Source organism: Streptomyces sp. V4I2 (assembly GCF_030817655.1).
Lineage (GTDB): Bacteria > Actinomycetota > Actinomycetes > Streptomycetales > Streptomycetaceae > Streptomyces > Streptomyces plumbiresistens.
On record NZ_JAUSZM010000003.1, the window covers coordinates 7,496,890 to 7,519,959 of the forward strand.

Annotated in this window: 21 protein-coding genes and 5 tRNA genes; 17 read left to right on the plus strand and 9 right to left on the minus strand. The window is 69.7% G+C overall.

Annotated elements, in window-relative coordinates; genetic code table 11:
* Position 1: 1 nt before the first annotated feature.
* The 5 genes from QFZ76_RS35415 to QFZ76_RS35435 all read right to left on the minus strand — a co-directional run bounded on the left by QFZ76_RS35415 (position 2) and on the right by QFZ76_RS35435 (position 8,767).
* Positions 2-3,220 (minus strand): nitrate- and nitrite sensing domain-containing protein, encoded by a 3,219-nt coding sequence (locus QFZ76_RS35415; protein WP_307677509.1) that lies wholly within the window; start codon positions 3,218-3,220, stop codon positions 2-4.
* A gap of 378 nt (positions 3,221-3,598) precedes the next feature.
* Complete coding sequence (locus QFZ76_RS35420; protein WP_046258886.1) at positions 3,599-4,174, minus strand: ATP/GTP-binding protein; 576 nt, start codon at positions 4,172-4,174, stop codon at positions 3,599-3,601.
* On the minus strand, positions 4,155-4,550 hold the full coding sequence (locus QFZ76_RS35425) for a DUF742 domain-containing protein (RefSeq protein ID WP_030611532.1): 396 nt from the start codon (positions 4,548-4,550) through the stop codon (positions 4,155-4,157). The genes QFZ76_RS35420 and QFZ76_RS35425 overlap by 20 nt, the downstream gene beginning before the upstream one ends.
* Positions 4,551-4,660: 110 nt before the next feature.
* Complete coding sequence (locus QFZ76_RS35430; RefSeq protein WP_030611534.1) at positions 4,661-5,074, minus strand: roadblock/LC7 domain-containing protein; 414 nt, start codon at positions 5,072-5,074, stop codon at positions 4,661-4,663.
* Positions 5,075-5,083: 9 nt separating this feature from the next.
* On the minus strand, positions 5,084-8,767 hold the full coding sequence (locus tag QFZ76_RS35435; protein ID WP_307677510.1) for a nitrate- and nitrite sensing domain-containing protein: 3,684 nt from the start codon (positions 8,765-8,767) through the stop codon (positions 5,084-5,086).
* Positions 8,768-9,380: 613 nt separating this feature from the next.
* On the opposite strand from QFZ76_RS35435, the gene QFZ76_RS35440 reads away from it, so the two are divergent.
* The 9 genes from QFZ76_RS35440 to QFZ76_RS35480 all read left to right on the plus strand — a co-directional run bounded on the left by QFZ76_RS35440 (position 9,381) and on the right by QFZ76_RS35480 (position 13,358).
* Positions 9,381-9,572 carry a hypothetical protein gene (locus QFZ76_RS35440; protein ID WP_307677511.1) on the plus strand — a complete coding sequence of 64 codons (192 nt, stop codon included), beginning with the start codon at positions 9,381-9,383 and terminating at the stop codon, positions 9,570-9,572.
* Between the two features lie 119 nt (positions 9,573-9,691).
* Positions 9,692-10,468: a fumarylacetoacetate hydrolase family protein gene (locus tag QFZ76_RS35445; RefSeq protein ID WP_307677512.1), complete on the plus strand. Its 777-nt coding sequence runs from the start codon at positions 9,692-9,694 to the stop codon at positions 10,466-10,468.
* Positions 10,461-11,945, plus strand: coding sequence for a glutamate--tRNA ligase (gltX, locus tag QFZ76_RS35450; protein WP_307677513.1), 1,485 nt, complete (start codon positions 10,461-10,463; stop codon positions 11,943-11,945). Before QFZ76_RS35445 ends, gltX begins: the two co-directional genes overlap by 8 nt.
* Positions 11,946-12,039: 94 nt before the next feature.
* A complete protein-coding gene (locus QFZ76_RS35455) occupies positions 12,040-12,771 on the plus strand; it encodes an HAD family hydrolase (protein WP_307677514.1) in 732 nt (243 codons plus the stop codon).
* Positions 12,772-12,862: 91 nt separating this feature from the next.
* A tRNA-Gln gene (locus QFZ76_RS35460) sits at positions 12,863-12,934 on the plus strand.
* Between the two features lie 42 nt (positions 12,935-12,976).
* Positions 12,977-13,049: transfer RNA gene (locus QFZ76_RS35465), tRNA-Glu, on the plus strand.
* 28 nt (positions 13,050-13,077) lie between these two features.
* Positions 13,078-13,150: transfer RNA gene (locus QFZ76_RS35470), tRNA-Glu, on the plus strand.
* A gap of 35 nt (positions 13,151-13,185) precedes the next feature.
* Positions 13,186-13,257, plus strand: a tRNA-Gln gene (locus QFZ76_RS35475).
* 28 nt (positions 13,258-13,285) lie between these two features.
* Positions 13,286-13,358, plus strand: a tRNA-Glu gene (locus QFZ76_RS35480).
* A gap of 50 nt (positions 13,359-13,408) precedes the next feature.
* Here the strand turns inward: QFZ76_RS35480 and QFZ76_RS35485 are convergent.
* Positions 13,409-14,053, minus strand: a complete 645-nt coding sequence (locus QFZ76_RS35485) for a MerR family transcriptional regulator (RefSeq protein WP_307677515.1) — start codon at positions 14,051-14,053, stop codon at positions 13,409-13,411.
* A gap of 119 nt (positions 14,054-14,172) precedes the next feature.
* Between QFZ76_RS35485 and QFZ76_RS35490 the strand changes: the two genes are divergently transcribed.
* Positions 14,173-14,685, plus strand: coding sequence for a DUF4188 domain-containing protein (locus QFZ76_RS35490; protein ID WP_307677516.1), 513 nt, complete (start codon positions 14,173-14,175; stop codon positions 14,683-14,685).
* A gap of 74 nt (positions 14,686-14,759) precedes the next feature.
* On the opposite strand, the gene ndgR is transcribed toward QFZ76_RS35490, so the two are convergent.
* Positions 14,760-15,476, minus strand: a complete 717-nt coding sequence (gene ndgR / locus QFZ76_RS35495; RefSeq protein WP_028806673.1) for an IclR family transcriptional regulator NdgR — start codon at positions 15,474-15,476, stop codon at positions 14,760-14,762.
* 187 nt (positions 15,477-15,663) lie between these two features.
* On the opposite strand from ndgR, the gene leuC reads away from it, so the two are divergent.
* From leuC to QFZ76_RS35515, 4 genes are all read left to right on the plus strand, one after another.
* Positions 15,664-17,094: a 3-isopropylmalate dehydratase large subunit gene (gene leuC, locus QFZ76_RS35500; protein WP_307677517.1), complete on the plus strand. Its 1,431-nt coding sequence runs from the start codon at positions 15,664-15,666 to the stop codon at positions 17,092-17,094.
* A gap of 5 nt (positions 17,095-17,099) precedes the next feature.
* Positions 17,100-17,693, plus strand: coding sequence for a 3-isopropylmalate dehydratase small subunit (leuD, locus tag QFZ76_RS35505; protein ID WP_307677518.1), 594 nt, complete (start codon positions 17,100-17,102; stop codon positions 17,691-17,693).
* Between the two features lie 277 nt (positions 17,694-17,970).
* On the plus strand, positions 17,971-18,201 hold the full coding sequence (locus QFZ76_RS35510; RefSeq protein ID WP_030045295.1) for a hypothetical protein: 231 nt from the start codon (positions 17,971-17,973) through the stop codon (positions 18,199-18,201).
* 138 nt (positions 18,202-18,339) lie between these two features.
* Entirely contained in the window at positions 18,340-18,978 is a 639-nt protein-coding gene (locus tag QFZ76_RS35515; protein WP_307677519.1) for an HU family DNA-binding protein, read from the plus strand.
* A gap of 71 nt (positions 18,979-19,049) precedes the next feature.
* Here the strand turns inward: QFZ76_RS35515 and QFZ76_RS35520 are convergent, their stop codons facing one another.
* Together QFZ76_RS35520 and cofC are read right to left on the minus strand one after the other, a co-directional pair.
* Positions 19,050-19,253 carry a hypothetical protein gene (locus QFZ76_RS35520; RefSeq protein WP_266433362.1) on the minus strand — a complete coding sequence of 68 codons (204 nt, stop codon included), beginning with the start codon at positions 19,251-19,253 and terminating at the stop codon, positions 19,050-19,052.
* Positions 19,254-19,262: 9 nt separating this feature from the next.
* Positions 19,263-19,901, minus strand: a complete 639-nt coding sequence (gene cofC / locus QFZ76_RS35525) for a 2-phospho-L-lactate guanylyltransferase (RefSeq protein ID WP_307677520.1) — start codon at positions 19,899-19,901, stop codon at positions 19,263-19,265.
* A 154-nt stretch (positions 19,902-20,055) separates the two neighbouring features.
* Here cofC and QFZ76_RS35530 point away from each other — a divergent pair, with 154 nt between their 5' ends.
* From QFZ76_RS35530 to QFZ76_RS35540, 3 genes are read left to right on the plus strand one after another with little or no spacing between them, the layout of a single operon-like run.
* Entirely contained in the window at positions 20,056-20,832 is a 777-nt protein-coding gene (locus QFZ76_RS35530; protein WP_307677521.1) for a 1-acyl-sn-glycerol-3-phosphate acyltransferase, read from the plus strand.
* Positions 20,829-21,839: an NAD(P)H-dependent glycerol-3-phosphate dehydrogenase gene (locus tag QFZ76_RS35535; protein WP_307677522.1), complete on the plus strand. Its 1,011-nt coding sequence runs from the start codon at positions 20,829-20,831 to the stop codon at positions 21,837-21,839. Before QFZ76_RS35530 ends, QFZ76_RS35535 begins: the two co-directional genes overlap by 4 nt.
* Before the next feature lie 59 nt (positions 21,840-21,898).
* Complete coding sequence (locus QFZ76_RS35540) at positions 21,899-23,056, plus strand: D-alanine--D-alanine ligase family protein (protein WP_307677523.1); 1,158 nt, start codon at positions 21,899-21,901, stop codon at positions 23,054-23,056.
* The last annotated feature ends 14 nt before the right edge of the window (positions 23,057-23,070 follow it).

Genomic DNA, 23,070 nt, shown 5'->3' on the forward strand with positions numbered 1-23,070 from the left:
ACTAACGCTCCTGGTTGTAGGTGCTGTCAGAACCGAAGCCCTGACCGTTCGTTTCGCTTCCCGCGCTGCGGCCCCGCTCGACACCGCGGCGCAGGTTGCTCAACCTGCCCCGGACGTCCTCGGGCGCGCGGGAGACCTGTGGGCCCCCCTGGGGGGTGGATTCGGCGGCTCCCTCGACCAGGTTGGCCTTGGGCACCCGCCGCGGCAGACCGGAGGAGGTGACCCCGCCCGCCTTGGGCTTGCGGAGCGCTGAGGCCTGCTGCCAGCGGTCGTCGTTCGCCGAACGCCAGTCGCCCTTGCTCTCCGCGGGGGCCGACGGCTCCGGGCTCACGTGCCGCGCGGCGCCCGAGCCGTTCGCACCGCTCGGGGTGGATCCGCGGCGCGGGAGGCCGGCGTCGGTCAGGTCGTGACTGGCGGAGGAGGTCGGTCCCGGTCGGTCGAAGCCTACGCGGTCCCGCTCACTCACGTCAGCGGCCTGCACGGATTCCGCTTGCGGAGCGTACTGGTCCGGGTAGCCGTTGCGGTAGGTGTCCTGCTGCGGCCAGTCGTCCTGGTAGGACTGCTCCCCGAATCCCGAGAAGGTCTCGGGAGCGGCGGCACTGGGCTGCGCCTGCTCCTCACGGACCGGCTCCGGATACGTCGGCTCGGGGTAGCCGCCGTTGGACGAGAAGGCGTCGTTTTGCGGCAGGCCGCCGTTCGGCGCGTAGTACCCCTCGTCGTACGTCGGCCGCTGCGGGTCCTCGTAGGCCGTCTGCTGCTGCTCTTCGTACGTCGGCTGCTGCGGGTCCTCGTACGCCGCCTGGTGGTTGTACGACGCCTGCTGCTGCTCCTGGTAGCCGCCCTGGCCGTCGAAGCCCTCGGCGTAGCCGGGGGAGTCGGGGGACTGCTGGTCGGGGCTCGGGCCCTCCAGGGCCGCGCGGCGCTCCTCCCGCATCAGCGAGCGGCCCACCGGGTCCAGCTCGCGGATGTCGTCCGGGACCTGGGTGTAGCGGCTGTCGTCGAAGCCGAGCTCCGCGGCCGTGCGCATCGGCAGGCCGTTGTTGAAGTTCTCGCCCTGGAAGTTCGGCTGCTCCGGGATGATCTGCGAGACGGTGAACTCGTCGCGCTGGTGCTCGCCGCCGCCACCGCCGTGCGTGATCGCGTCGGGAAGCATGACCAGCGAGGTGGTGCCGGCCTGCTCGCCGGAGGGGCGCAGCTGGACGCGGATGCCGTGCCGGTCGGACAGCCGGCCGACCACGAACAGGCCCATGCGCTGGGAGATCGCGGCGTCCACGGTCGGCGGGTTGGCCAGCTTGTGGTTGATGTCCGCGAAGTCCTCGGCGGTGAGGCCGATGCCCTTGTCGTGGATCTCGATCATGATGCGGCCGTCGGGGAGACGGGTCGCGGTGACGCGGACCTTGGTCTGCGGGGAGGAGAACGTGGTGGCGTTCTCCAGGAGCTCGGCGAGCAGGTGCACGAGGTCGGTGACCGCGCGGCCGTGGATCTCGGCCTCCGGGACGCCCGACAGCTCGATGCGCTCGTACTGCTCCACCTCGGAGGAGGCCGCGCGCAGCACGTCGACCAGCGGAACCGGCTGGTCCCAGCGGCGGCCCGGCTCCTCGCCGGCGAGGACCAGGAGGTTCTCGCCGTTGCGGCGCATACGGGTGGCCAGGTGGTCCAGCTTGAAGAGGTTCTCCAGCTGGTCCGGGTCGGCCTCGTTGTTCTCCAGGTCCGTGATCAGGGTCAGCTGGCCCTCGATCAGCGACTGGTTGCGGCGCGACAGGTTGGTGAAGATCGCGTTGATGTTGCCCCGCAGCAGGGCCTGCTCGGCGGCGAGCCGGACGGCCTCGCGGTGTACCTGGTCGAAGGCGCGGGCGACTTCGCCGATCTCGTCCCTGGTGTTGATCGGGATGGGCTGCACGCGCGTGTCCACGCGGCCCGGGTCGGTGCGCGACAGCTGGTCGACCAGCATCGGAAGGCGCTGCTCGGCGATACCGAAGGCGGCGTTGCGCAGCTGGCGCATCGCGCGGCTCATCTGGCGGGCCATCGCGGCGGCCAGGATGAAGGCGAGGAGCAGGGCGATCACGACGGCGCCACCGGTGATGAAGGCGTTGCGCCGGGAGTCGTCGGCGATGGTGGAGGCCTCGCTCACCGCCTTGTCGGCCAGGTCCGACTCGATCTGCTGGTAGGCGTTGTACTTGAGGGTGTTGACCGCCCACCAGTTGTCGGCGGTGATGCCCTTCTCGGCGAGCGCCTGGCGTTCGCTGGTGTCCGTGGACGTGAGAGTCCCGATGCCCCGGACCATGTCGACCGGATTGGACGGCGGGGGCACGTAGTCGGGGTTCTTGGCCGCGGCCTCCTTGGCCATCGCCGCGCCGTCCGCCCTGATCTGCTTCTCGGCGTCGGTGAGCTTCTGCGCGTCCGCCTCGGTGCCGCCGCCGGTGTACTCCTCGATGGCGATGCCTTCCAGGTACGCGTACGAGGAGAGGGCGACGCGCTGGGTGGCGAGGTCGGTGGGCTTGGGGCCCGGGCTGACCAGCAGATGCATGCCGATGGAGCGCTGCAGCGACAGGGCCGCCTTGGTGAGCTCGATGGCGTAGACGGTCCGGCCGTAGCTCGTGATGTTGCCGGTGCCCAGACCGAGCTCGTTGGCGAACTCCGTCAGCGGGTGCGCGACCTCGACGTAGCCCTCTTCGGTCTGCACGCCGGTGCGCTTGGTGGTGTACGCGGTCGTGCGCAGCCCCTCGAGCTTGGGCTCCGCCTCGCGGAACAGCTGCAGGCGGCGCAGCAGGCCGGCCTTCTGCGGCATGTTCTGGGCCGCCTCGTCGAAGGCGTCGGCGGCCTGGTCCGTCTTCTTGCGGGCGGCGGTGACGACGGCCTTGTCCTTGCCCAGCAGAATCGGGGCGGCCGTGCTGTCCCGCTCGATGTAGAGGGCGTCGGCGTAGTTGAGGGACGCCCGCACCAGACGCGCGGTGTTCTCCGCGTCCTCGGCCTCCTGCCAGGTGTCGATCGAGCTCTTCACCTGTATGCCGCCCATGACGAGGCCGACGACCACGGGTATGAGCAGGATCGCGTTCAGCCTGGTCGGCACGCGCCAGTTGCGCGGGGAGAAACGGCCGCCGCTCGCCGGTGGCGCGGCCGCCTGCTCCGAACCGGGCACAGGGGCGGGCGCCGCTCCGCGCGGCGGCGGGGTGAAGTTGCCCCGGGCCGACGGCTCGGGACCGTTCTTGCTTCGCCTCACTCGACCAACAACCTTCCGGCGGTCGGCACCTTACGTTGTGCCGCAGTGTCTCAGAGCCCGGTGCGCCATCGACTGGGGACTACGTCTTTGACTATTGGGCAGTTCAGGCATTCCAGCACGTCGGCCTACACAGTTCCAAACAGTGCAGGCTGGGGATTCGAAGTGATGTAAGCCCCAGATAAAACGGTCATAAAGAGCGAGCCCCGTCAAAAGACGGGGCCTTTGTGCGCGCAGCGACACCGCTTGACCGCGACGAGTGGCCGTACCACCCGATTCCTCTGCCGAAACGTTATGAACACCGGGGCCGACCGTGTCAAAAGACACAGCCGGCTCCGGAGCGTCTACGACAACTTCCGTACGGGATCGCAGATTTGAGTGCTACCTCAGCCGTGCCATCAGAGCGTGCTCCACCAGCGTGATCAGCGCACTCTTCGCATCGGAGCGGTGGCGGGCGTCCGTCGTGATGATCGGGGTGTCCGGACCGATCTGCAGCGCCTCGCGGACCTCCTCGGGAGCGTACGGCTGGTGCCCCTCGAAGCCGTTGAGCGCGACGACGAACGGCAGGCCGCTGTTCTCGAAGTAGTCGACCGCGGGGAAGCAGTCGGCGAGGCGGCGGGTGTCCACCAGCACGATCGCGCCGATGGCGCCGCGCACCAGGTCGTCCCACATGAACCAGAAGCGGTCCTGGCCCGGGGTACCGAAGAGGTACAGGATCAGGTCCTGGTCCAGCGTGATGCGGCCGAAGTCCATGGCGACCGTGGTGGTCGTCTTGCCTCCGGTGTGGGTGAGGTCGTCGATGCCCGCGCTCGCGGACGTCATCACGGCCTCCGTGCGCAGCGGGTTGATCTCGGAGACGGCGCCCACGAACGTGGTCTTGCCCACGCCGAAGCCACCGGCCACCACGATCTTCGCGGAGGTGGTCGCCCGGCCTCCGTCAGAGCTTGCGAAGTCCACTGAGCACCCTTTCGAGCAGTGTCACGTCCGGAGCGCCGGTGCTCTCGTCGCCGCCGGGCTGGTGAATGGCGACGAGTCCGGCCTCCGCGAGGTCCGCGACGAGGATGCGGGCCACGCCCAGGGGCATGGCAAGAAGCGCCGAGACCTCGGCGACCGACTTCACCTCACGGCACAGGTGACAGATCCGCTGGTGCTCCGGGAGCAGTCCCATGAGCGCCGCCGGGTCGGCCGTGGTGCTGATCAGGGCCTCGATGGCGAGCTGGTAGCGCGGCCGGGTCCGGCCGCCGGTCATCGCGTACGGACGTACCAGCGGCTGGTCGCCCTCATCCTCGTACGGCTCCGCGTACGGATCATGAGAGGCGGTGGGCGGGGTCATGAATCCTCCGGGCGGGACAGCAAGTCGGTCAGCAAGCCGTCGGACAGGGGCCGGTGGGGGGATTGTGGCGGCCGGACGGTGATTTGGTGAGGCGGGTGGATCCTGCGCAGTCAGTGGAGCAGACTGCCCTGGAGTTCGGCGCGCAGGTCGGGCGTGAGCACCGCGCCCGCGCGGTCGACCAGGAGCGCCATCTCGTAGCCGACGAGGCCGATGTCGCAGTCGGGGTGGGCGAGTACGGCCAGTGACGAGCCGTCCGAGACGGACATGAGGAAGAGGAATCCCCGTTCCATCTCGACGACCGTCTGTGCCACGCTGCCGCCCTCGAAGATCCGGGAGGCCCCGGCCGTCAAGGACGTCAGACCGGAGGCGACCGCGGCCAACTGATCGGCGCGGTCGCGCGGGAAGCCTTCGGACATTGCCAGAAGGAGTCCGTCGGCGGACACGACGACGGTGTGGGACACCCCGGGGGTGTTGTCCACGAAGTTGGTGATCAACCAGTTCAGGTTCTGTGCCGCCTGGCTCATCGGACTCAACTAGTGCTCCTGCTGGTGAGTGGGGCTCGGGAAGCTTCCGGTCTGGCCGGTGGTACCGGCCTGTCGACCTTGGGCGATGCCCCGACGGAGATTGGTCAGCCGGCCGCGTACGTCGTCAGGCGCACGCGAGACCTGCGGACCGGCTTGGTGCTGTTGCTGCTGAGCCGTACCCGGAACGAGGTTCGCCCTGGGCACCCGGCGCGGCAGGCCGGAAGTGGTGACGCCGCCCGCGGCCGGCTGCCGTACGCGCTCTGCCTGCCGGACGAGATCGTCGTTCGGAGAGCTGCGCCAGGAGCTGGCTACGGGACGCTGAGGAGCGGCAGGAGCCTGCGGCTGCTGCTGCGGGGCCGCCGGAGCGGGAGCGGAGCCGTTGCCCTGCTGCCCGTTCTGCTGACCGTGGAACCAGTTGGTCTCGAGCGTGTCGTACAGCGGCGTACGGCCGTCACCGGGACCCGCGGGCGGCAGCGCCTCGGGGTCCTGACGGGCGGGCCGCTGCTGCGGACGCGGCGGGACCGGCGGACGCGGGGCACCGAAGTCGGCGCCGCCGTTCGTGGAGCCGTTGCCGAAGGCCGGCGCGGGGAACTGGCCGGTGGAGCCGCTGTCGTACGACGGCGGCATCGCGAACTGACCGGTGGCCGACGGACTCGACGACGCCGCGGAGTTGTTCTGGCCGACCGGGGAGCCGAAGACGTCCGGGCGGACGAAGTGGCCCGAGTCCTGGACGCCGTTGCTGCCGGGACGGGGGAACTGACCCGTGCTCTGGGAGTCGTTGTTCCGGCCGGAGGCCGGTCCACCGGGGCCCTGGCGGCTGTCGCCGCGCGGGATCGCCGGCATCTCCGTGGTCGCGCCCGGGCCCTGCCGGTCGTCGATCCGCGGCATCCGCGAGGTCTGCGCCGCGTCCTGCTCGTCATGGCCGCGCGGGGTGTCGAGCGAGGCCCGCGGCACCGGCGGCTGCGCGTTCTCGTCGCTCCAGCTCGGCACGCGGGGCTGCGGGTTGCCGCCGGGCAGCTCGGCCCGCGGACCGCCGCGGCCCGGCAGCTGCGGCCGACGACGCCTGCCCTGCGGCTCGTTGCCCGGGTTCGACGGCTGCGCCGACTGCGGCGGCTGCGGCGGTACGGGGGGCCGACCGCCACCGAAGGCGTCCTGGCCCGGCGCGTTCGTGCCCGTGGCCTGCAGGCCCTGCGGGCCACCCGGAGCCTGACCGCCGAAACCGGCACCGGCCGGAGCGGGGCGGCCCTGCGGAGGCATACCCGGACCCTGCGGCCCGCGCGGTCCGCCCGGCGCTCCGCCGGGACGACCGCCACCGTCACGTCCGGGCAGCGCTGCGCGCGGCCCCTGACCGGCGGTGAGCCGGCCACCCGTGGGCGAACCGGCACCGAGCGCACCGGCGCCCGCTCCGGCGGGGGCGCCGCCGAGGGCACCGCCACCCTGCTGACCACCGCGGCGAGCGGCCGCCACACCGGCGGCCGCGGCGGCGGCGCCGACACCCGCGCCCTGGCCGGGCGTGGGCTGAGGCTTCTTGCCGCCCTGGGCGACGTCCACGGGCAGCATGACCAGCGCGGTCGTACCACCGGAGTCGGACGGGCGGAGCTGGATGCGGATGCCGTGACGCTGCGACAGCCGGCCGACCACGAACAGACCCATGCGGCGGGACACCGACACGTCCACGGTGGGCGGCGAGGCGAGCCGCTCGTTGATCGCGGCGAGGTCCTCGGGGGAGAGGCCGATGCCGGTGTCGTGGATCTCGATCAGCACCCGGCCGTCGGGCAGCGCGTGACCGGTGACCTTGACCTTGGTCTGCGGGGAGGAGAACGAGGTCGCGTTCTCCAGCAGCTCGGCGAGCAGGTGCACGAGGTCGTTGACCACGCGGCCGGCCACTTCGGTGGTCGGTACGGAGGACAGCTCGATGCGCTCGTACTGCTCCACCTCGGACGCGGCGGCGCGCAGCACGTCGACCAGCGGGACCGGACGGGTCCAGCGGCGGCCGGGCTCCTCACCGGCGAGAACGAGCAGGTTCTCACCGTTACGGCGCATGCGGGTCGCGAGGTGGTCGAGCTTGAACAGCGAGGACAGCTGGTCCGGGTCGGCCTCGCGGGACTCCAGTTCGGAGATGAGCGACAGCTGGCGCTGGATCAGACCCTGGGAGCGGCGCGAGAGGTTGGTGAACATCGCGTTGACGTTGCCCCGCAGCAGGGCCTGCTCGGCGGCGAGGCGGACCGCCTCGCGGTGCACGTCGTCGAAGGCCGCGGCCACCTGGCCGATCTCGTCCCGGGAGTGCACACCGACCGACTCGACGGAGGTGTCGACGTCCTGCGGGTCGGACTCGGACAGCTGCTTGACCAGCTCGGGCAGCCGGTCCTGGGCGACCTTGGTGGCGGTCTCCTGGAGGCGGCGCAGCGAGCGGATCATGGACCGGGCGACGACGAAGGCGCCGACCAGCGAGACGCCGAGCACGAGCAGGATCAGCGCGCCGGAGATGATCGCCTCGCGCTCCGACTGGTTGCGCAGCTCGCGGGCCTTCTGCTCCATGTCCTCGAGCAGCGTGTGCTCGATGTTGCCCATCTGCTCGATCTTGGTCGAGCTGTCGTCCACCCAGTCCTTGTACGACCGCTTGTCCAGGTCGGCGAGACCACCCGCCGTCCGCAGGGCGCGGCTGGCGTAGGTGTCGGTGGACTGGATGGTCGGGTTGCCCTCTTCGATGGGCTTGAGGAGCTCGGGGGCGTTGTCGTTGCCGTAGATGCTCCGGAAGCTGGAGAGGTCGGAGTCCTCGCTCTCCAGGGCGCCGTCGGCGTACAGCCGGTCGTTCTCGCTGAGCTTGCCGAAGGTGGTGTTGCCGACGGGCAGGGCCGCCGCGAGGATCGCGCGCTGGATGGACGCGTACTCCTTGGCGGACGAGAAGGCCGCCAGGGCGCGCGTGCGCTGGATCATCTCGGGGTTGCTGGTGGCCTCCGCCATGTCCTGCGAGAGGTCGAGCAGGTGGGTGACGAGGCGGTGGTAGCCCTCGACCGTCTGGGAGGAGTTGTTCTTGGTCTCGTAGGCGGCGCTGCGGATCTCCTCGAGACCGTTCAGGTCGCGGATGAGGCCGACGAGGCTCTCGCGGACGCCCTGGAGGTTGCCGTCCTTGCTGGAGGTGTCGATCTCCTCGGCGGCGTCCTGGAAGGCGGTCCTGGCCTGGTCGGTCTTGTCCCGGACGCCCTTGACCGTGAAGTCGGTGGCGGTCGAGCCGTGCGCCAGCGGACCGGCCGACTTGTCGCGCTCCTCCTGGAGCGCGGCGGCCAGCTCGGTGGCCTGCTTGGTCATCTCCGTCAGCAGCTTCATGTTGTCGAGCTGCTGGATGTCGTCCATGGAGTCGTTGATACGCAGCGCACCCAGTGAGGTGGCGGCGACCACCGGGAGTGCGAGCAGCGACACCAGACGCGTGGAGATGCGCCAGTTGCGCAGGGCTATTCGTGGGCCGGGACCGCTCGCGCCCTTCGGCGGCTTCACGGCCGGCGTGGTCGGAGTGGCGGGGCCGGTCGACGCGGACGCGCCGGGGCGCCCGGAGCGCTCACCGCCGTCGCCGGACGGGGCCGGGCCCAGGTTCTGGGCGTGCTGGGGCGAGGAGCTGCCGGCCGTCGGGCCAGTCCCGCCGTGCGGCTCCGGCTCCGCCGAAGCACTGCCATCCCTCTTGAAACGTCCCTGCACTAGCGTCGCAACCTCTGGACCAGGCGCCCCTCCGCGCGAACGGAAGGACGGTGTCGGCGTCGTAGGGGGCGCCCTGAAAAACGCCCCCCGTGGTGGTCGTGAGTGACCGGCGCGCTGGTTCTCCCTATCTCGCCGCCGCTCGGCGCTTCTCTGCGCCCCCTGTGCGCCGGCTCGATCCTGCGGCGGTCCGTGGAATTCCAGCACAGTGCAGGATCTCCAACAAGGGCCATGGGTCAGGCCGTGACCTACGTGACACCGCGTGAGTGCCAAGTCACCGGACGTAGAAGTTTATCTCCCCCATACCGGACGTATGCCCGCGAGTCCCCCGGATGTAAGCGGTGTCCCAGTCGCCATGATCAGGAGCGGAATGGTGGCTTCAGGGGTCTAATGTCCGTTTCGTAGGGGTGAGTTGCTTGTCTGATTTGACCGTTTTACCCCTAGGTGAGTGAGGAAACTCACACGCCTCTCCTGTGGTCTGTGCGTCCCAGGAGGGGAATTGCATGTTTAGCCTGACGCTTTACAGAGATGGCAAAACAGACAACCCGCGCCGGTCCAGGGGCTCTTCGGCACCCCGCTCGCCCGGCGCCACGTACAGAACAGGTCTCGTAGAACCGTGAAGACGACGATGATGTTCCGCAACACCGCCAACCCGCGGCGCACGACGCTGGCCCACCTCGAGGACGCCGACGAACTGCAGACCCCGGAGCAGCCGGACCACGCCGTCGCCCTCCCGACCCAGACCGCCAACCCCCGCCGCACGATCCTGATGGAAGTACCGGCCCAGGCCGGCTCCGCCCAGGAGTAGATCACCAAGCCCGACATGGATCAAGGGCGCCCGCCACAAATGCGCGAGGCGCCTGCCCCTTACCGCGTTAGCCTGGAGCGTCAGACTCCAGCCAGCTCAGTGAGGGGCGCAAGGATCTCGTGCGCATCGCCAGATTCTCCATCGACGGGAACGTCGCCTTCGGTGCGGTCGAGGGTGACAGGCCGGACGAACTCGTCCTCGACATCATCAAGGGCATCCCGTTCGCGGACTTCGAACTCTCCGGTACGAAGGTCCCACTGAGCAAGGTCAGGCTGCTGCCGCCGGTGCTCCCCAACAAGGTCGTGGCCTACGGCCGCAACTACGCGGAGCACGCGAAGGAACTCGGCAACGAGGTGCCCGACGCCCCGTTCGCCTTCTTCAAGCCGTCCACCTCGGTGATCGGCTCCGGCGACGAGATCCAGTACCCCTCCTTCTCCGAGGACCTCCACCACGAGGCCGAACTGGCCGTCGTCATCGGCCGGATGTGCCGAGAGGTCCCGCGCGAGCGCGTCAAGGACGTCATCCTCGGCTACACCTGCGCCAACGACATCACCGCCCGCGACGTCCAGAAGCGCGAGAAGCAGTGGGCCAGGGCCAAGGGCTTCGACACGTCCTGCCCGCTCGGCCCCTGGGTGGAGACGGACCTCGACCCGTCCGACCTGACCATCCAGCTCACCGTCAACGGCTCGCAGCGCCAGCTCGGCCGCACCAGCGAGATGATCCACTCCATCGAGGATCTGATCGTCAACATCACCGAGGCCATGACGTTGCTCCCCGGCGACGTGATCCTCACGGGCACCCCGGCAGGCGTCGGACCGCTCACCGTCGGCGACGAGGTCGCCGTCACCATCGAAGGCATCGGCACTCTCACCAACAAGGTTGTCAAGCGTGGCTAGCGCACCCGTCCCCGCCGTCCGAGTACGGTTCTGCCCGTCGCCCACCGGTAACCCCCATGTGGGCCTGGTCCGCACCGCCCTGTTCAACTGGGCGTTCGCCCGGCACCACCAGGGCACACTGGTCTTCCGCATCGAGGACACCGACGCGGCCCGCGACTCCGAGGAGTCCTACGACCAGCTGCTCGACTCGATGCGCTGGCTGGGCTTCGACTGGGACGAGGGCCCCGAGGTCGGCGGCCCGCACGCGCCGTACCGCCAGTCGCAGCGCATGGACCTCTACAAGGAGGTCGCGGACAAGCTCCTGGACGCCGGCCACGCCTACCACTGCTACTGCTCCCAGGAGGAGCTGGACACCCGCCGCGAGGCCGCCCGCGCCGCCGGCAAGCCGTCCGGCTACGACGGCCACTGCCGCGACCTGAGCGCGGAGCAGGTCGAGGAGTACAAGGCCCAGGGCCGTACGCCCATCGTCCGCTTCCGCATGCCCGACGAGGCGATCACCTTCACGGACCTGGTCCGCGGCGAGATCACGTACCTGCCGGAGAACGTGCCGGACTACGGGATCGTACGAGCCAACGGAGCCCCGCTCTACACGCTCGTGAACCCGGTCGACGACGCGCTGATGGAGATCACGCACGTCCTGCGCGGCGAGGACCTGCTGTCGTCGACCCCGCGGCAGGTCGCCCTGTACAAGGCCCTGATCGAGCTGGGCGTCGCCCGGCAGATCCCCTCCTTCGGCCACCTGCCGTACGTGATGGGCGAGGGCAACAAGAAGCTCTCCAAGCGTGACCCGCAGGCCTCGCTCAACATCTACCGCGAGCGCGGCTTCCTCCCGGAGGGCCTGCTCAACTACCTCTCCCTCCTCGGCTGGTCGCTCTCCGCCGACCAGGACATCTTCACGATCGACGAGATGGTCGCGGCCTTCGACATCGCGGACGTGAACCCCAACCCGGCGCGCTTCGACCTGAAGAAGTGCGAGGCGATCAACGCCGACCACATCCGGCTGCTCGACGTGAAGGACTTCACCGAGCGCTGCCGCCCGTGGCTCCAGCCCCCCTTCGCCCCCTGGGCGCCGGAGGCCTTCGACGAGACGAAGTGGCAGGCGATCGCCCCGCACGCCCAGACCCGCCTCAAGGTCCTCTCCGAGATCACCGACAACGTCGACTTCCTGTTCCTCTCCGAGCCGGTCTTCGACGAGCCGAGCTGGACGAAGGCGATGAAGGAGGGCTCGGACGCCCTGCTCCGCACGGCCCGCGAGAAGCTGGAGTCGGCGGACTGGACGTCCCCGGAGTCCCTGAAGGAGGCCGTCCTGGCCGCCGGCGAGGCCCACGGCCTCAAGCTCGGCAAGGCCCAGGCCCCGGTCCGCGTGGCCGTCACCGGCCGCACCGTCGGCCTGCCCCTCTTCGAGTCCCTGGAGATTCTGGGCAAGGAGAAGACGCTGGCCCGCGTCGACGCGGCGCTGGCGAGGCTGGCGGCGTAACCCGTACGCCCGTGAGGCGCGGCACCCCGTGCGGGGCGCCGCACCTTCGCCGTTCCGCCGGACGGACCACCCGGCCCCGGGTTACCGTCGGACCATGAGCATTCGGGCCGTGGTCTGGGACGTCGACGACACCCTCTTCGACTACACCGCGGCCGACCGCGTCGGCATGCGCGTCCACCTCGCGGCCGAGGGGCTGCTCGACTCGTACGACAGTGTCGAGCAGGCCATCGTGCGGTGGCGGGAGATCACGGACCGGCAGTGGGCGCGGTTCGCGGCGGGGGAGCTGACCTTCCAGGGGCAGCGCCGGGACCGCGTACGGGTGTTCCTGGGCGAGGAGCTGAGCGACGCCGACGCGGACGCGTGGTTCGGGCGGTACGTCGCGCACTACGAGACCGCCTGGGCCCTCTTCCCGGACGTCCTGCCCGTCCTGGACGCCCTTGCCGCCAGCCACCGCCACGGCGTGCTCTCCAACTCCAGCATCCGCGTCCAGGACCGCAAGCTGCGCGTCCTCGGTGTGCACGACCGCTTCGAGGTCATCCTGTGCGCGGCGGAGCTCGGCGTCTCCAAGCCCGAGGCCGGCGCCTTCCTGGCCGCCTGCGACGCCCTGAAGCTGGCCCCGCACCAAGTGGCGTACGTCGGTGACCACCCGGAGATCGACGGGCGCGGTGCCGCCGACGCCAGACTGCTGTCGGTCTGGATCGACCGCGAGGGTGTGCACACCGTCGGTGACGCTCCCGGCGGGCCGCACCGGATCGCCTCGCTCGCCGAACTCCCCGCCGTCCTCGGCGCGGATACCCGTTTTGGAGCCCCGTCCACCTTCGGGTAATGTTCTTCCTGCGCCGCCGGGGAGCGGGCCGAAAGGCCGGAACCCGGGGGAGCACACTAGAACAAGATCCCCTCAGGGGCTTGAGTTCCAGTGGCCTATGGTGTAATTGGCAGCACGACGGTTTCTGGTTCCGTTAGTCTTGGTTCGAGTCCAGGTAGGCCAGCTCGCAGAGCTCATCTGCAACAGCGGGGATCATCTCCGCGAAGCCCCCGTTGTGTAGCGGCCTAGCACGCTGCCCTCTCAAGGCAGTAGCGCCGGTTCGAATCCGGTCGGGGGTACGGATCCTGGTTCTCCGGGATCACTAGGGCCCCCGTTGTGTAGCGGCCTAGCACGCCGCCCTCTCAAGGCGGTAGCGCCGGTTCGAATCCGGTCGGGGGTACTGCCCGGTCTAAACCACACTGGTTTAAACCACATTGGTCTATGGTGTAATTGGCAACACTACGGTTTCTGGTACCGTCATTCTTGGTTCGAGTCCAGGTAGACCAGCTCCGACCTGCGGAAACGCAGAGTCCAGGCCCCCGTTGTGTAGCGGCCTAGCACGCCGCCCTCTCAAGGCGGTAGCGCCGGTTCGAATCCGGTCGGGGGTACGAGTTCCAAGGGCCTTCACTTCGGTGAGGGCCCTTGGGCGTTCCCGGGCCTACTCGAAGCCGTATCTCCGCGCCGACTCCTCCTCCTGTGCCAGCCGGTGCAGCGCCTGGAGCATCGGCTCGACGAAGATCGCGCCCGCGACCGCCGTCTCCACCTTCTCCGCCTCCGACGGGTGCGTCTCCACGAAGTCCAGGTCGAGGACGGCCGCCTGATGCATCAACCGGGCGTAGGCCAGGTTCAGTTCGGGATCCCAGTCGTAGCCGAGCCGGCGGAACGTGGCGATCGCCACCACCAGTGAGCGGTAGGCGGGGGAGATGGTGACCAGGGCCCGGGCGTTCGACCAGCCCAGTGTCTCCAGGAGTTGATCCACCTCGCGGTGTGCGGCCCGGATGTGCTCGTCCTCCTCGTCCGGCTCGGGAACCTGCGGCAGCGCCCACAGGGCGGCGCCCAGCCGGATCGTGCGGCCCAGGGAGTCGTCGTCGACATGCCGGAGCACCTCCCGGACCGTCGCCACCGGCACCCGCCCGACCTGGATCATCGCGCGCACCAGCCGCAGTCGGCGCAGATGCTCCTCGTCGTACTCGGCCGTGGTCGCGTTGATCTGGCGGCCCGGCGTCAACAGCCCTTCGCGCAGGTAGTACTTGATCGTCGCGGTGGACACCCCGCTGCGCTCGCTCAACTCCGCCAACCGCATCGCTCGCGCCTCTCTCCGGCGGCGCCGCTCTCTTGCGCCGCACCCTTGGGAAGTGCCACTATCCAAGCATCGCTCAGAAGGATAGTGCCGCTGTCCGACCGGGTAACCAGGGGGTCGCCGTGTTCGCGAAACCGACAGTCGGCCGTACGACCGCGGCTGCCGAAGGCGATGTGGTGGTCCTGCTGATCGGGATGCGGGTCAACCACTTCTGGGCGGTGCACCAGTGGGCGCCGGTGATGCTGTCGATGTTCCGCATGCTGGGGGAGCTCGCGCGGGACGGCGACCGGGGGCTGCTGGGGCGCGTGCTGCTGACGGCTTCGCCGCGGACGTACTACGTCGTCCAGTACTGGGAGTCCAAGGAGAAGCTCTACGCGTACGCGACCTCGCCCGACATGTTCCACCACCGGGCGTGGGGGATCGTCAACCGCAAGGAGCGGGCGGGGAAGGTGCGCGGGCATGTCGGGCTGTGGCACGAGGCCTATGTCGTGCCCGAGGGGTCGTACGAGTCGATCTACTTCGACATGCCGCCCTTCGGCCTCGCGGCGGCCACGGGGGTGCTGCCGGTCGAGAGCCGGGGACGGCGGGCGGCGGAGCGGTTCGCGCACCGCTCGGCCGGTGCGGGCGGCGCCTGAGGGGGATCGGGGGAGCGAGAAGGGCCTGCCGCGGCGTTGAGGCAGGCCCTTCTCGCTTGATGTCCCCCAGGGAGTCAGCCTGTGCGGCGCAGGGCCTCGGAGAGGCGGCCGGCGGCGTCGATGACCGCCTGGGCGTGCATACGGCCCGGGTGGCGGGTCAGCCGCTCGATGGGGCCGGAGACGGACACGGCGGCCACCACGCGGTTGGAGGGACCGCGCACGGGCGCGGAGACGGACGCGACACCCGGCTCGCGCTCGCCGATGGACTGGGCCCAGCCCCGGCGTCGTACGCCCGAGAGCGCGGTGGCCGTGAAACGGGCGCCCTGGAGGCCGCGGTGCAGGCGCTCCGGCTCCTCCCAGGCCATGAGGATCTGAGCGGAGGAGCCCGCCTTCATCGTGAGCGTCGAACCGACCGGGACGGTGTCGCGCAGGCCGGACAGGCGCTCCGCCGCGGCGACGCAGATGCGCATGTCGCCCTGGCGGCGGTAGAGCTGCGCGCTCTCGCCCGTGATGTCACGGAGGTGGGTGAGCACCGGGCCCGCCGTCGCGAGGAGGCGGTCCTCGCCGGCGGCCGCGGCCAGCTCGGCGAGGCGAGGGCCGAGAATGAAACGGCCCTGCATGTCACGCGCCACCATCCGGTGGTGTTCCAGAGCCACGGCCAGCCGGTGAGCCGTGGGCCTTGCCAGTCCGGTCGCCGCGACCAGACCCGCGAGGGTGGCCGGACCGGACTCCAGAGCGCTCAGAACAAGGGCCGCCTTGTCCAGAACGCCGACGCCGCTACTGTTGTCCATGAAACGATACTCGCGTCTCACTCTGTGAAACGCAAGTTCAATTTTCGGTGGAACACGCCACTCTGGAAGACACAGCGGCCCGCGGAACAAGGGGCCGGCGGCGGATGCCCGGACACAGGGGCGCGGGCGCCGCCTCCTCAAGATCTCTAGTTGGGCCGGCGCACCTTTGCCGGCCGGAGGGAAAGCGATGGGTAGGACACTCGCGGAGAAGGTCTGGGACGACCACGTCGTCCGGCGCGCCGAGGGCGAGCCCGACCTCCTCTTCATCGATCTGCACCTGCTGCACGAGGTGACCAGCCCGCAGGCCTTCGACGGCCTTCGCAAGGGCGGTCGCCGGGTGCGCCGGCTCGACCTGACCATCGCCACCGAGGACCACAACACCCCGACCCTCGACATCGACAAGCCCATCGCCGACCCGGTCTCCCGGATCCAGCTGGAGACGCTGCGCAAGAACTGCGCGGACTTCGGCGTCCGGCTGCACCCGCTGGGCGACGTCGAGCAGGGCGTCGTCCACGTCGTGGGCCCGCAGCTGGGTCTGACCCAGCCGGGCATGACGGTCGTCTGCGGCGACTCCCACACCTCCACGCACGGCGCCTTCGGCGGTCTGGCGTTCGGCATCGGCACCTCCCAGGTCGAGCACGTGCTGGCCACCCAGACGCTGCCCATGGCCCGCCCGAAGACCATGGCCATCACCGTCAACGGCGATCTGCCCGACGGGGTCACCGCCAAGGACCTGATCCTGACGATCATCGCCAAGATCGGTACCGGCGGCGGCCAGGGCTACGTCCTGGAGTACCGCGGCTCCGCCATCGAGCAGCTCTCGATGGAGGCCCGGATGACCATCTGCAACATGTCGATCGAGGCCGGCGCCCGCGCGGGCATGATCGCCCCCGACGAGACCACCTTCGAGTACCTCAAGGGCCGCCCGCACGCCCCCAAGGGCGAGGACTGGGACGCGGCCGTCGCGTACTGGAAGACGCTGAAGACGGACACGGACGCCGAGTTCGACGCCGAGGTCGTCATCGAGGCCGCCGAGCTGGCGCCGTTCGTCACCTGGGGCACCAACCCCGGCCAGGGCGCCCCGCTTTCGGCGCACGTCCCCGATCCTGCTTCGTACGAAGACGCATCGGAGCGCCACGCCGCCGAAAAGGCCCTGGAATACATGGGGTTGGAGGCCGGGCAGCCGCTGCGCTCCATCAAGGTGGACACCGTCTTCGTAGGCTCGTGCACCAACGGCCGCATCGAGGACCTGCGCGCCGCCGCCGAGCTCGTGAAGGGCCGCAAAGTCGCCGACGGCGTACGGATGCTGGTCGTCCCGGGCTCCGCGCGGGTGGGTCTGCAGGCCGTCTCCGAGGGCCTGGACATCGTCTTCAAGGAGGCCGGCGCCGAGTGGCGGCACGCGGGCTGCTCGATGTGTCTGGGCATGAACCCCGACCAGCTGGCCCCCGGTGAGCGCTCCGCGTCCACCTCCAACCGCAACTTCGAGGGCCGGCAGGGCAAGGGCGGTCGTACGCACCTGGTGTCGCCGCAGGTCGCGGCCGCGACGGCGGTCCTGGGCCACCTGGCCTCCCCGGCCGATCTGTCCGACGCCGAGACCCGTACGCCCGCTGGAGTCTGAGAGTCATGGAAGCATTCACCACGCACACCGGCCGGGCCGTCCCGCTGCGCCGCTCCAACGTCGACACCGACCAGATCATCCCTGCTCACTGGCTCAAGAAGGTGACCCGGGACGGATTCGAGGACGGGCTGTTCGAGGCCTGGCGCAAGGACCCGTCCTTCATCCTCAACCAGCCCGAGCGCAAGGGCGCGACCGTCCTGATCGCCGGCCCCGACTTCGGCACCGGATCCTCCCGTGAGCACGCCGTCTGGGCGCTGCAGAACTACGGCTTCAAGGCCGTCATCTCCTCCCGCTTCGCGGACATCTTCCGCGGCAACTCGCTCAAGAACGGCCTGCTCACGGTGATCGTGGAGCAGAAGATCGTGGACGCGCTGCAGGAGCTCACGGAGAAGGACGCGACTGCTGAGGTCACAGTGGACCTTGAGGCTCGTGAGGTTCGCGCCGAGGGCATCACCGCGGCCTTCGAGCTCGACGAGAACGCCCGTTGGCGGCTGCTGAACGGACTGGACGACATCTCCATCACGCTGCAGAACGAGGCCGACATCGCCGCGTACGAGGCCAAGCGCCCCTCGTACAAGCCGAGGACGATCCAGGTCTGACCGGAGCGATCGCCCCAAGCAACTGAACAGGTCGAGTTTCGGCCACCGTGACACCCCCGCCGTACCCCCGATCAGCCCGATCGGGGGTACAGCTGTGTCTGCACCCGAACGGCCCTGGACGCCCCGACCCGCCATCTCAACTTCCCACGTTACGACGGTTGTTGTCGGGGTACGCGACCGTTGGGACCGTGGCTCCAACGGGCGCCCGGGAGGCCGTTCGAGGCGGCAGTTGCACCCTGAGCAGGCGACAACTCGCCCCAGATGGCACAATCTGTGCATGGAACACGACGGCCAACTCGAGCTCTATGCGGCAGTCGCGGACCAACTCAAGGAAGCGCACACAAGAGTGCGCGCACTGCAAGTCCCGGAGGGCGTACGGATGGCGCTGACCCGGAAGCTGCTGGTCATTACGGCCGCGGCCAAGCACGATCTCGCCGATGCGACAAGGCGTCTGGAGCGGTTCGTGGCGGACCTCGACGCGGGTCGATTCCCCGAAGAGGAACGCTGAACGAGTCCGAGACAGTCGAGTTCGTTGCGGCGCACGGGTGATAAGCCCGTTTCGTGTTTGATTTGCGGTATATATCTGCCTAACGTGCGAAAAAAGCTTGAACACTTTCGTTCTGGCAATGTCTCCGAAGGGGAAGACGTGAACAAGGCGCAGCTCGTAGAAACCATTGCCGACAAGATGGGCGGCCGTCAGCAGGCCGCCGAGGCTGTCGACGCCGTCCTCGACGCCGTCGTCCGCGCGGTCGTCGCGGGTGACCGGGTCTCGGTCACCGGCTTCGGTTCGTTCGAGAAGGTGGACCGTCCGGCCCGTTACGCCCGCAACCCTCAGACGGGCGAGCGGGTCCGGGTCAAGAAGACCTCCGTGCCGCGCTTCCGCGCGGGCCAGGGTTTCAAGGACCTGGTGAGCGGCTCGAAGAAGCTCCCGAAGGGCGACATCGCCGTCAAGAAGGCACCCAAGGGCAGCCTGACCGGTGGTGCTTCCGCCACGGTCAGGAAGGCCGCCGCGAAGAAGGCCGCCCCGGCGAAGAGGGGGACGGCCGCCGCGAAGAAGACCACGGCGCGCAAGACGACGGCCAAGAAGACCACGGCCGCCGCCAAGAAGACGACGGCCAAGCAGGCGCCCGCCAAGAAGACCACGGCGACCGCCAAGTCCACCGCCGCGAAGCAGACCACCGCCAAGAAGGCCCCGGCGAAGAAGGCGACGGCCAAGAAGGCCCCCGCCAAGAAGTCGACGTCTCGCACCACCACCGCCAAGAAGGCCACCGCCCGCAAGAGGTAAGGGCACACGGGCACTCACGCGCCGGGCCGGACTCCCCACGGAGTCCGGCCCGCGGCGTGTCCACAGGGCCCTCAGAAAGTGTGGAGCGTGACCAGGGTGGCCCGGCGGGCCTCCCCCTCGCCCTCCGTCTCGATGCGCACCCGCTGCCCGGGCCGCAGCAGTCTGAGCCCGCCCGCGTCGAACGCCGGCGCGTCGAAGGGCACCGGGGTGCCGTCGTCCAGGAGTACCTGGCCGCTGCGGCTGTCGGGGTCGTACGTGTATGCGGTCGCCTGCATGACGGCAGCCTACTGCCCGGGAATCAGCAGCCGCGCGGCCGCCGCGGCCGTCCGTGGACCCACCCCGAGGGCGAGCGCGGCGCGCAGGTCGGCGCCGGTGTCCACGTCCTGGCGTACGGAATCCACCGCGTCGAGGACGAGTTCCGCGGCACCGGACACGCGATGGCGGGCGCGGGAATCCGTACCGAAGGCGGGACGCAATTCCTCGCCTTCCCGGGCGGCCAGCAGAGTGGTGCCGATTTCGGCGGCGTCCGGGAGAAAAGCGCGGGGGAATTCCGCGGCCGCGTCCAGTACTCGGGCCAATTCCAGCGGGCGCAGTGCCGGAAGATCGGCGTTCAGGGCCGCCACGGCGCTTTCCGGGCGCTGCGCGCGTACGACGGCCGCCGCGTGCGCCAAAGCGGCGTTCAGGCCGCCGGCGGGCTCGTCGGTGACGATGTGGGCGCCCAGTGCGCCCAGCTCCCGGCCGGCCAGGACGTCGTCCGTGACGACTGCCACATCCTTCACCGCGGGGCAGGCCAGCGCGGCCGCCACGGTGTCCTGGGCGAAGGCCAGGGCGAGGCCCGGGCGCAGCCCGTCGGAGGCGGTGTCCGAGAGCCTGCTCTTGGCCCGCGCCAGAGGTTTCAGGGGTATGACCAAGGTCCACTGCACGAGCGTTTCGTCCCTCTCTTGTCGCGGCCATTGTCACTCAGCCGTCACCAGGACCATCTGGCGGTCGCGGAGCCGGGGCGTACGGTGTTCTCGACAGACCGGCGGCCTGGGGCGACACTTGTGCGGCCCCCAGGCCCTAGAGGAAGGTGTCCGCGTGCCCCGCCGCAGAATCGGGTTCTGGTACCGCTTCGCAGCGGTCCTGTGCAAACCGCCGCTGGTGGTTCTGATCAAGCGGGACTGGCGCGGAATGGAGAACATTCCGGTCGAGGGCGGATTTATCGCCGCGGTGAACCACAATTCGCACATCGATCCCTTCGCTTACGGTCACTTCCAGTACAACACCGGCCGTGTTCCAAGATTCCTGGCGAAGAGCAGCCTTTTCCGGAAGGGATTCGTCGGCGCCGCGATGCGCGGCACCGGACAGATCCCCGTCTACCGCGAGAGCACGGACGCGCTCAGCGCCTTCCGCGCCGCGATCGACGCCGTGGAGCGCGGCGAATGCGTCGCCTTCTACCCCGAGGGCACCCTCACCCGCGACCCGAACGGCTGGCCCATGACCGGCAAGACCGGTGCCGCCCGGGTCGCCCTGCAGACCAAGTGCCCGGTGATTCCGGTGGCCCAGTGGGGCGCCAACGAGGTGCTGCCGCCGTACGCCAAGAAGCTCAACCTCCTTCCGCGCAAGACGCACCGGGTGCTCGCGGGCCCGCCCGTGGACCTGGCGTCCTTCTACGACAGGGAGATGACCCCGGACCTCCTGAAGGAGGCGACCGAGGTGATCATGGCCGCCATCACCCGCCTGCTGGAGGACATCCGCGGCGAGAAGGCGCCCGTCACGCCCTACGACCCGCGCCGCGAGCGGATCGAGCAACGGCGCCGCACCCGGGCGCAGACGCAGCGGAAGGTCGAACAGGAAGAGGGGCAGGGCACGTGAGCAAGCCGGTCAAGGCAGCGGTCTTCAGCGCCGGTTCGTGGGGTACCGCCTTCGGCATGGTGCTCGCCGACGCGGGGTGCGAGGTCACTCTGTGGGCGCGCCGGGCGGAGGTCGCACAAGCGATCAACTCCACCCGGACGAACCCCGACTACCTGCCCGGCGTCGAGCTGCCGGAGAACATGAGAGCCACCACGGACGCGGCCGAGGCCGCCGCCGGCGCCGACTTCACGATCCTCTCCGTGCCCTCCCAGACGCTGCGCGCCAACCTGGCCGAGTGGACGCCGCTGCTCGCGCCGGACACCGTCCTCGTGTCGCTGATGAAGGGCGTCGAACTCGGCTCCGCCATGCGGATGAGCGAGGTGATCGAGGACGTCGCCAAGGTGGGGCAGAACCGCATCGCCGTGGTCACCGGGCCGAACCTCGCGCGCGAGATCGCCGCCCGGATGCCGGCCGCGGCCGTGGTCGCGTGCACCGACGAGGCGGTCGCCCAGCGGCTCCAGGCCGCCTGCCACACGCCGTACTTCCGCCCGTACACCAACACCGACGTCCTCGGCTGCGAACTCGGCGGTGCGGTCAAGAACGTGATCGGTCTCGCCGTCGGCATCGTGGACGGCATGGGCCTGGGCGACAACGCCAAGGGCTCCCTGATCACGCGCGGGCTGGCCGAGACCACCCGCCTCGGTCTCGCGATGGGCGCCGACCCGCTGACGTTCTCGGGACTCGCCGGGCTCGGCGACCTGGTGGCGACCTGTTCCTCGCCGCTGTCCCGCAACCACACCTTCGGCACCAACCTCGGCAAGGGCATGACGCTTCAGGAGACCATCGCGGTCACCAAGCAGACCGCCGAGGGCGTCAAGTCCTGTGAGTCCGTGCTGGATCTGGCCCGCAGGCACGGCGTCGACATGCCCATCACCGAGACGGTCGTGGGAATCGTCCACGAGGGCAAGCCTCCCGTGGTCGCCCTCAAGGAGCTCATGTCGCGCAGCGCGAAGCCGGAACGACGCTGAGCTACGGCGGCCAAGTGGTCGCTGACCAATCGGATACCAGCGGGTACTCTCAACGCGATATGAGCACCGAGAACCTCCCCCAGAACCCTGAGCAGCCGCCTCGCAAGCCGCGCGTGGCCGTCGTGTTCGGCGGACGCAGCTCCGAACACGGGATCTCCATGGTCACCGCCGGCGCCGTACTGCGGGCCATCGACCGGACGAAGTACGACGTCCTGCCGATCGGCATCACCCGGGAAGGCCGGTGGGTGCTCACCGCCGACGAACCCGAACGCATGGCGATCACGGAACGCCGTACGCCGAACGTCGAGGAGCTCGCCGACTCGAGCGAGGGCGGCGTGGTGCTGCCGGTCGACCCCGCGAACCGCGAAGTCGTCTACAGCGAGCCCGGATCGGTGCCCAAGGCGCTCGGCGAGGTCGACGTCGTCTTCCCGGTGCTGCACGGCCCCTACGGCGAGGACGGCACCCTCCAGGGCCTGCTGGAGCTCTCCGGTGTGCCGTACGTGGGTTCGGGGGTGCTCGCCTCGGCCGTCGGCCAGGACAAGGAGTACATGAAGCGGGTGTTCACCTCCTTCGGGCTCAAGGTGGGCCCGTACGTGGTGATCCGGCCGCGCGAGTGGGAGCGCGACGAGTCCGCCGCCCGCAAGAAGATCGTCGACCTGGCGGGCGAACACGGCTGGCCGCTGTTCGTGAAGCCCGCGCGCGCGGGATCGTCGATCGGCATCACCAAGGTCGACGACCTGGCGGGGCTGGACGAGGCGATCACCGAGGCTCAGCGGCACGACCCGAAGATCCTTGTGGAGGCGGCACTGCGCGGCCGCGAGATCGAGTGCGGGGTGCTGGAGTTCGAGGACGGGCCCCGGGCGAGCGTGCCCTCGGAGATCCCGCCGCCGGACACGCACGCGTACTACGACTTCGAGGCGAAGTACATCGACTCGACGCCCGGCATCGTGCCCGCCCCGCTGACCGACGAGCAGACCGCCGAGGTGCAGCGGCTCGCGGTGGAGGCCTTCGACGCCGCCTCCTGCGAGGGACTGGTGCGCGCGGACTTCTTCCTCACCGAGGACGGCGAGTTCGTGATCAACGAGATCAACACGATGCCCGGCATGACACCGATCTCGATGTACCCGCAGATGTGGCAGGCGAGCGGGATCAGCTATCCGGAGCTGGTGGACCTGTTGGTGCAGGCGGCGCTGCGGCGGGCGACGGGCCTGCGCTGAGCCGGCGGGCCGGT

What these genes read in the sequence shown, in the direction of transcription:
- QFZ76_RS35425 (WP_030611532.1), bottom strand. Translation starts at nt 4,550, where the DNA reads ATGACCCCGCCCACCGCCTCTCATGATCCGTACGCGGAGCCGTACGAG.
- QFZ76_RS35430 (WP_030611534.1), bottom strand. Translation starts at nt 5,074, where the DNA reads ATGAGCCAGGCGGCACAGAACCTGAACTGGTTGATCACCAACTTCGTG.
- QFZ76_RS35455 (WP_307677514.1), top strand. Translation starts at nt 12,040, where the DNA reads ATGAGCATTCGGGCCGTGGTCTGGGACGTCGACGACACCCTCTTCGAC.
- QFZ76_RS35485 (WP_307677515.1), bottom strand. Translation starts at nt 14,053, where the DNA reads ATGCGGTTGGCGGAGTTGAGCGAGCGCAGCGGGGTGTCCACCGCGACG.
- ndgR (WP_028806673.1), bottom strand. Translation starts at nt 15,476, where the DNA reads ATGGACAACAGTAGCGGCGTCGGCGTTCTGGACAAGGCGGCCCTTGTT.
- leuC (WP_307677517.1), top strand. Translation starts at nt 15,664, where the DNA reads ATGGGTAGGACACTCGCGGAGAAGGTCTGGGACGACCACGTCGTCCGG.
- leuD (WP_307677518.1), top strand. Translation starts at nt 17,100, where the DNA reads ATGGAAGCATTCACCACGCACACCGGCCGGGCCGTCCCGCTGCGCCGC.
- QFZ76_RS35510 (WP_030045295.1), top strand. Translation starts at nt 17,971, where the DNA reads ATGGAACACGACGGCCAACTCGAGCTCTATGCGGCAGTCGCGGACCAA.
- QFZ76_RS35520 (WP_266433362.1), bottom strand. Translation starts at nt 19,253, where the DNA reads ATGCAGGCGACCGCATACACGTACGACCCCGACAGCCGCAGCGGCCAG.
- QFZ76_RS35540 (WP_307677523.1), top strand. Translation starts at nt 21,899, where the DNA reads ATGAGCACCGAGAACCTCCCCCAGAACCCTGAGCAGCCGCCTCGCAAG.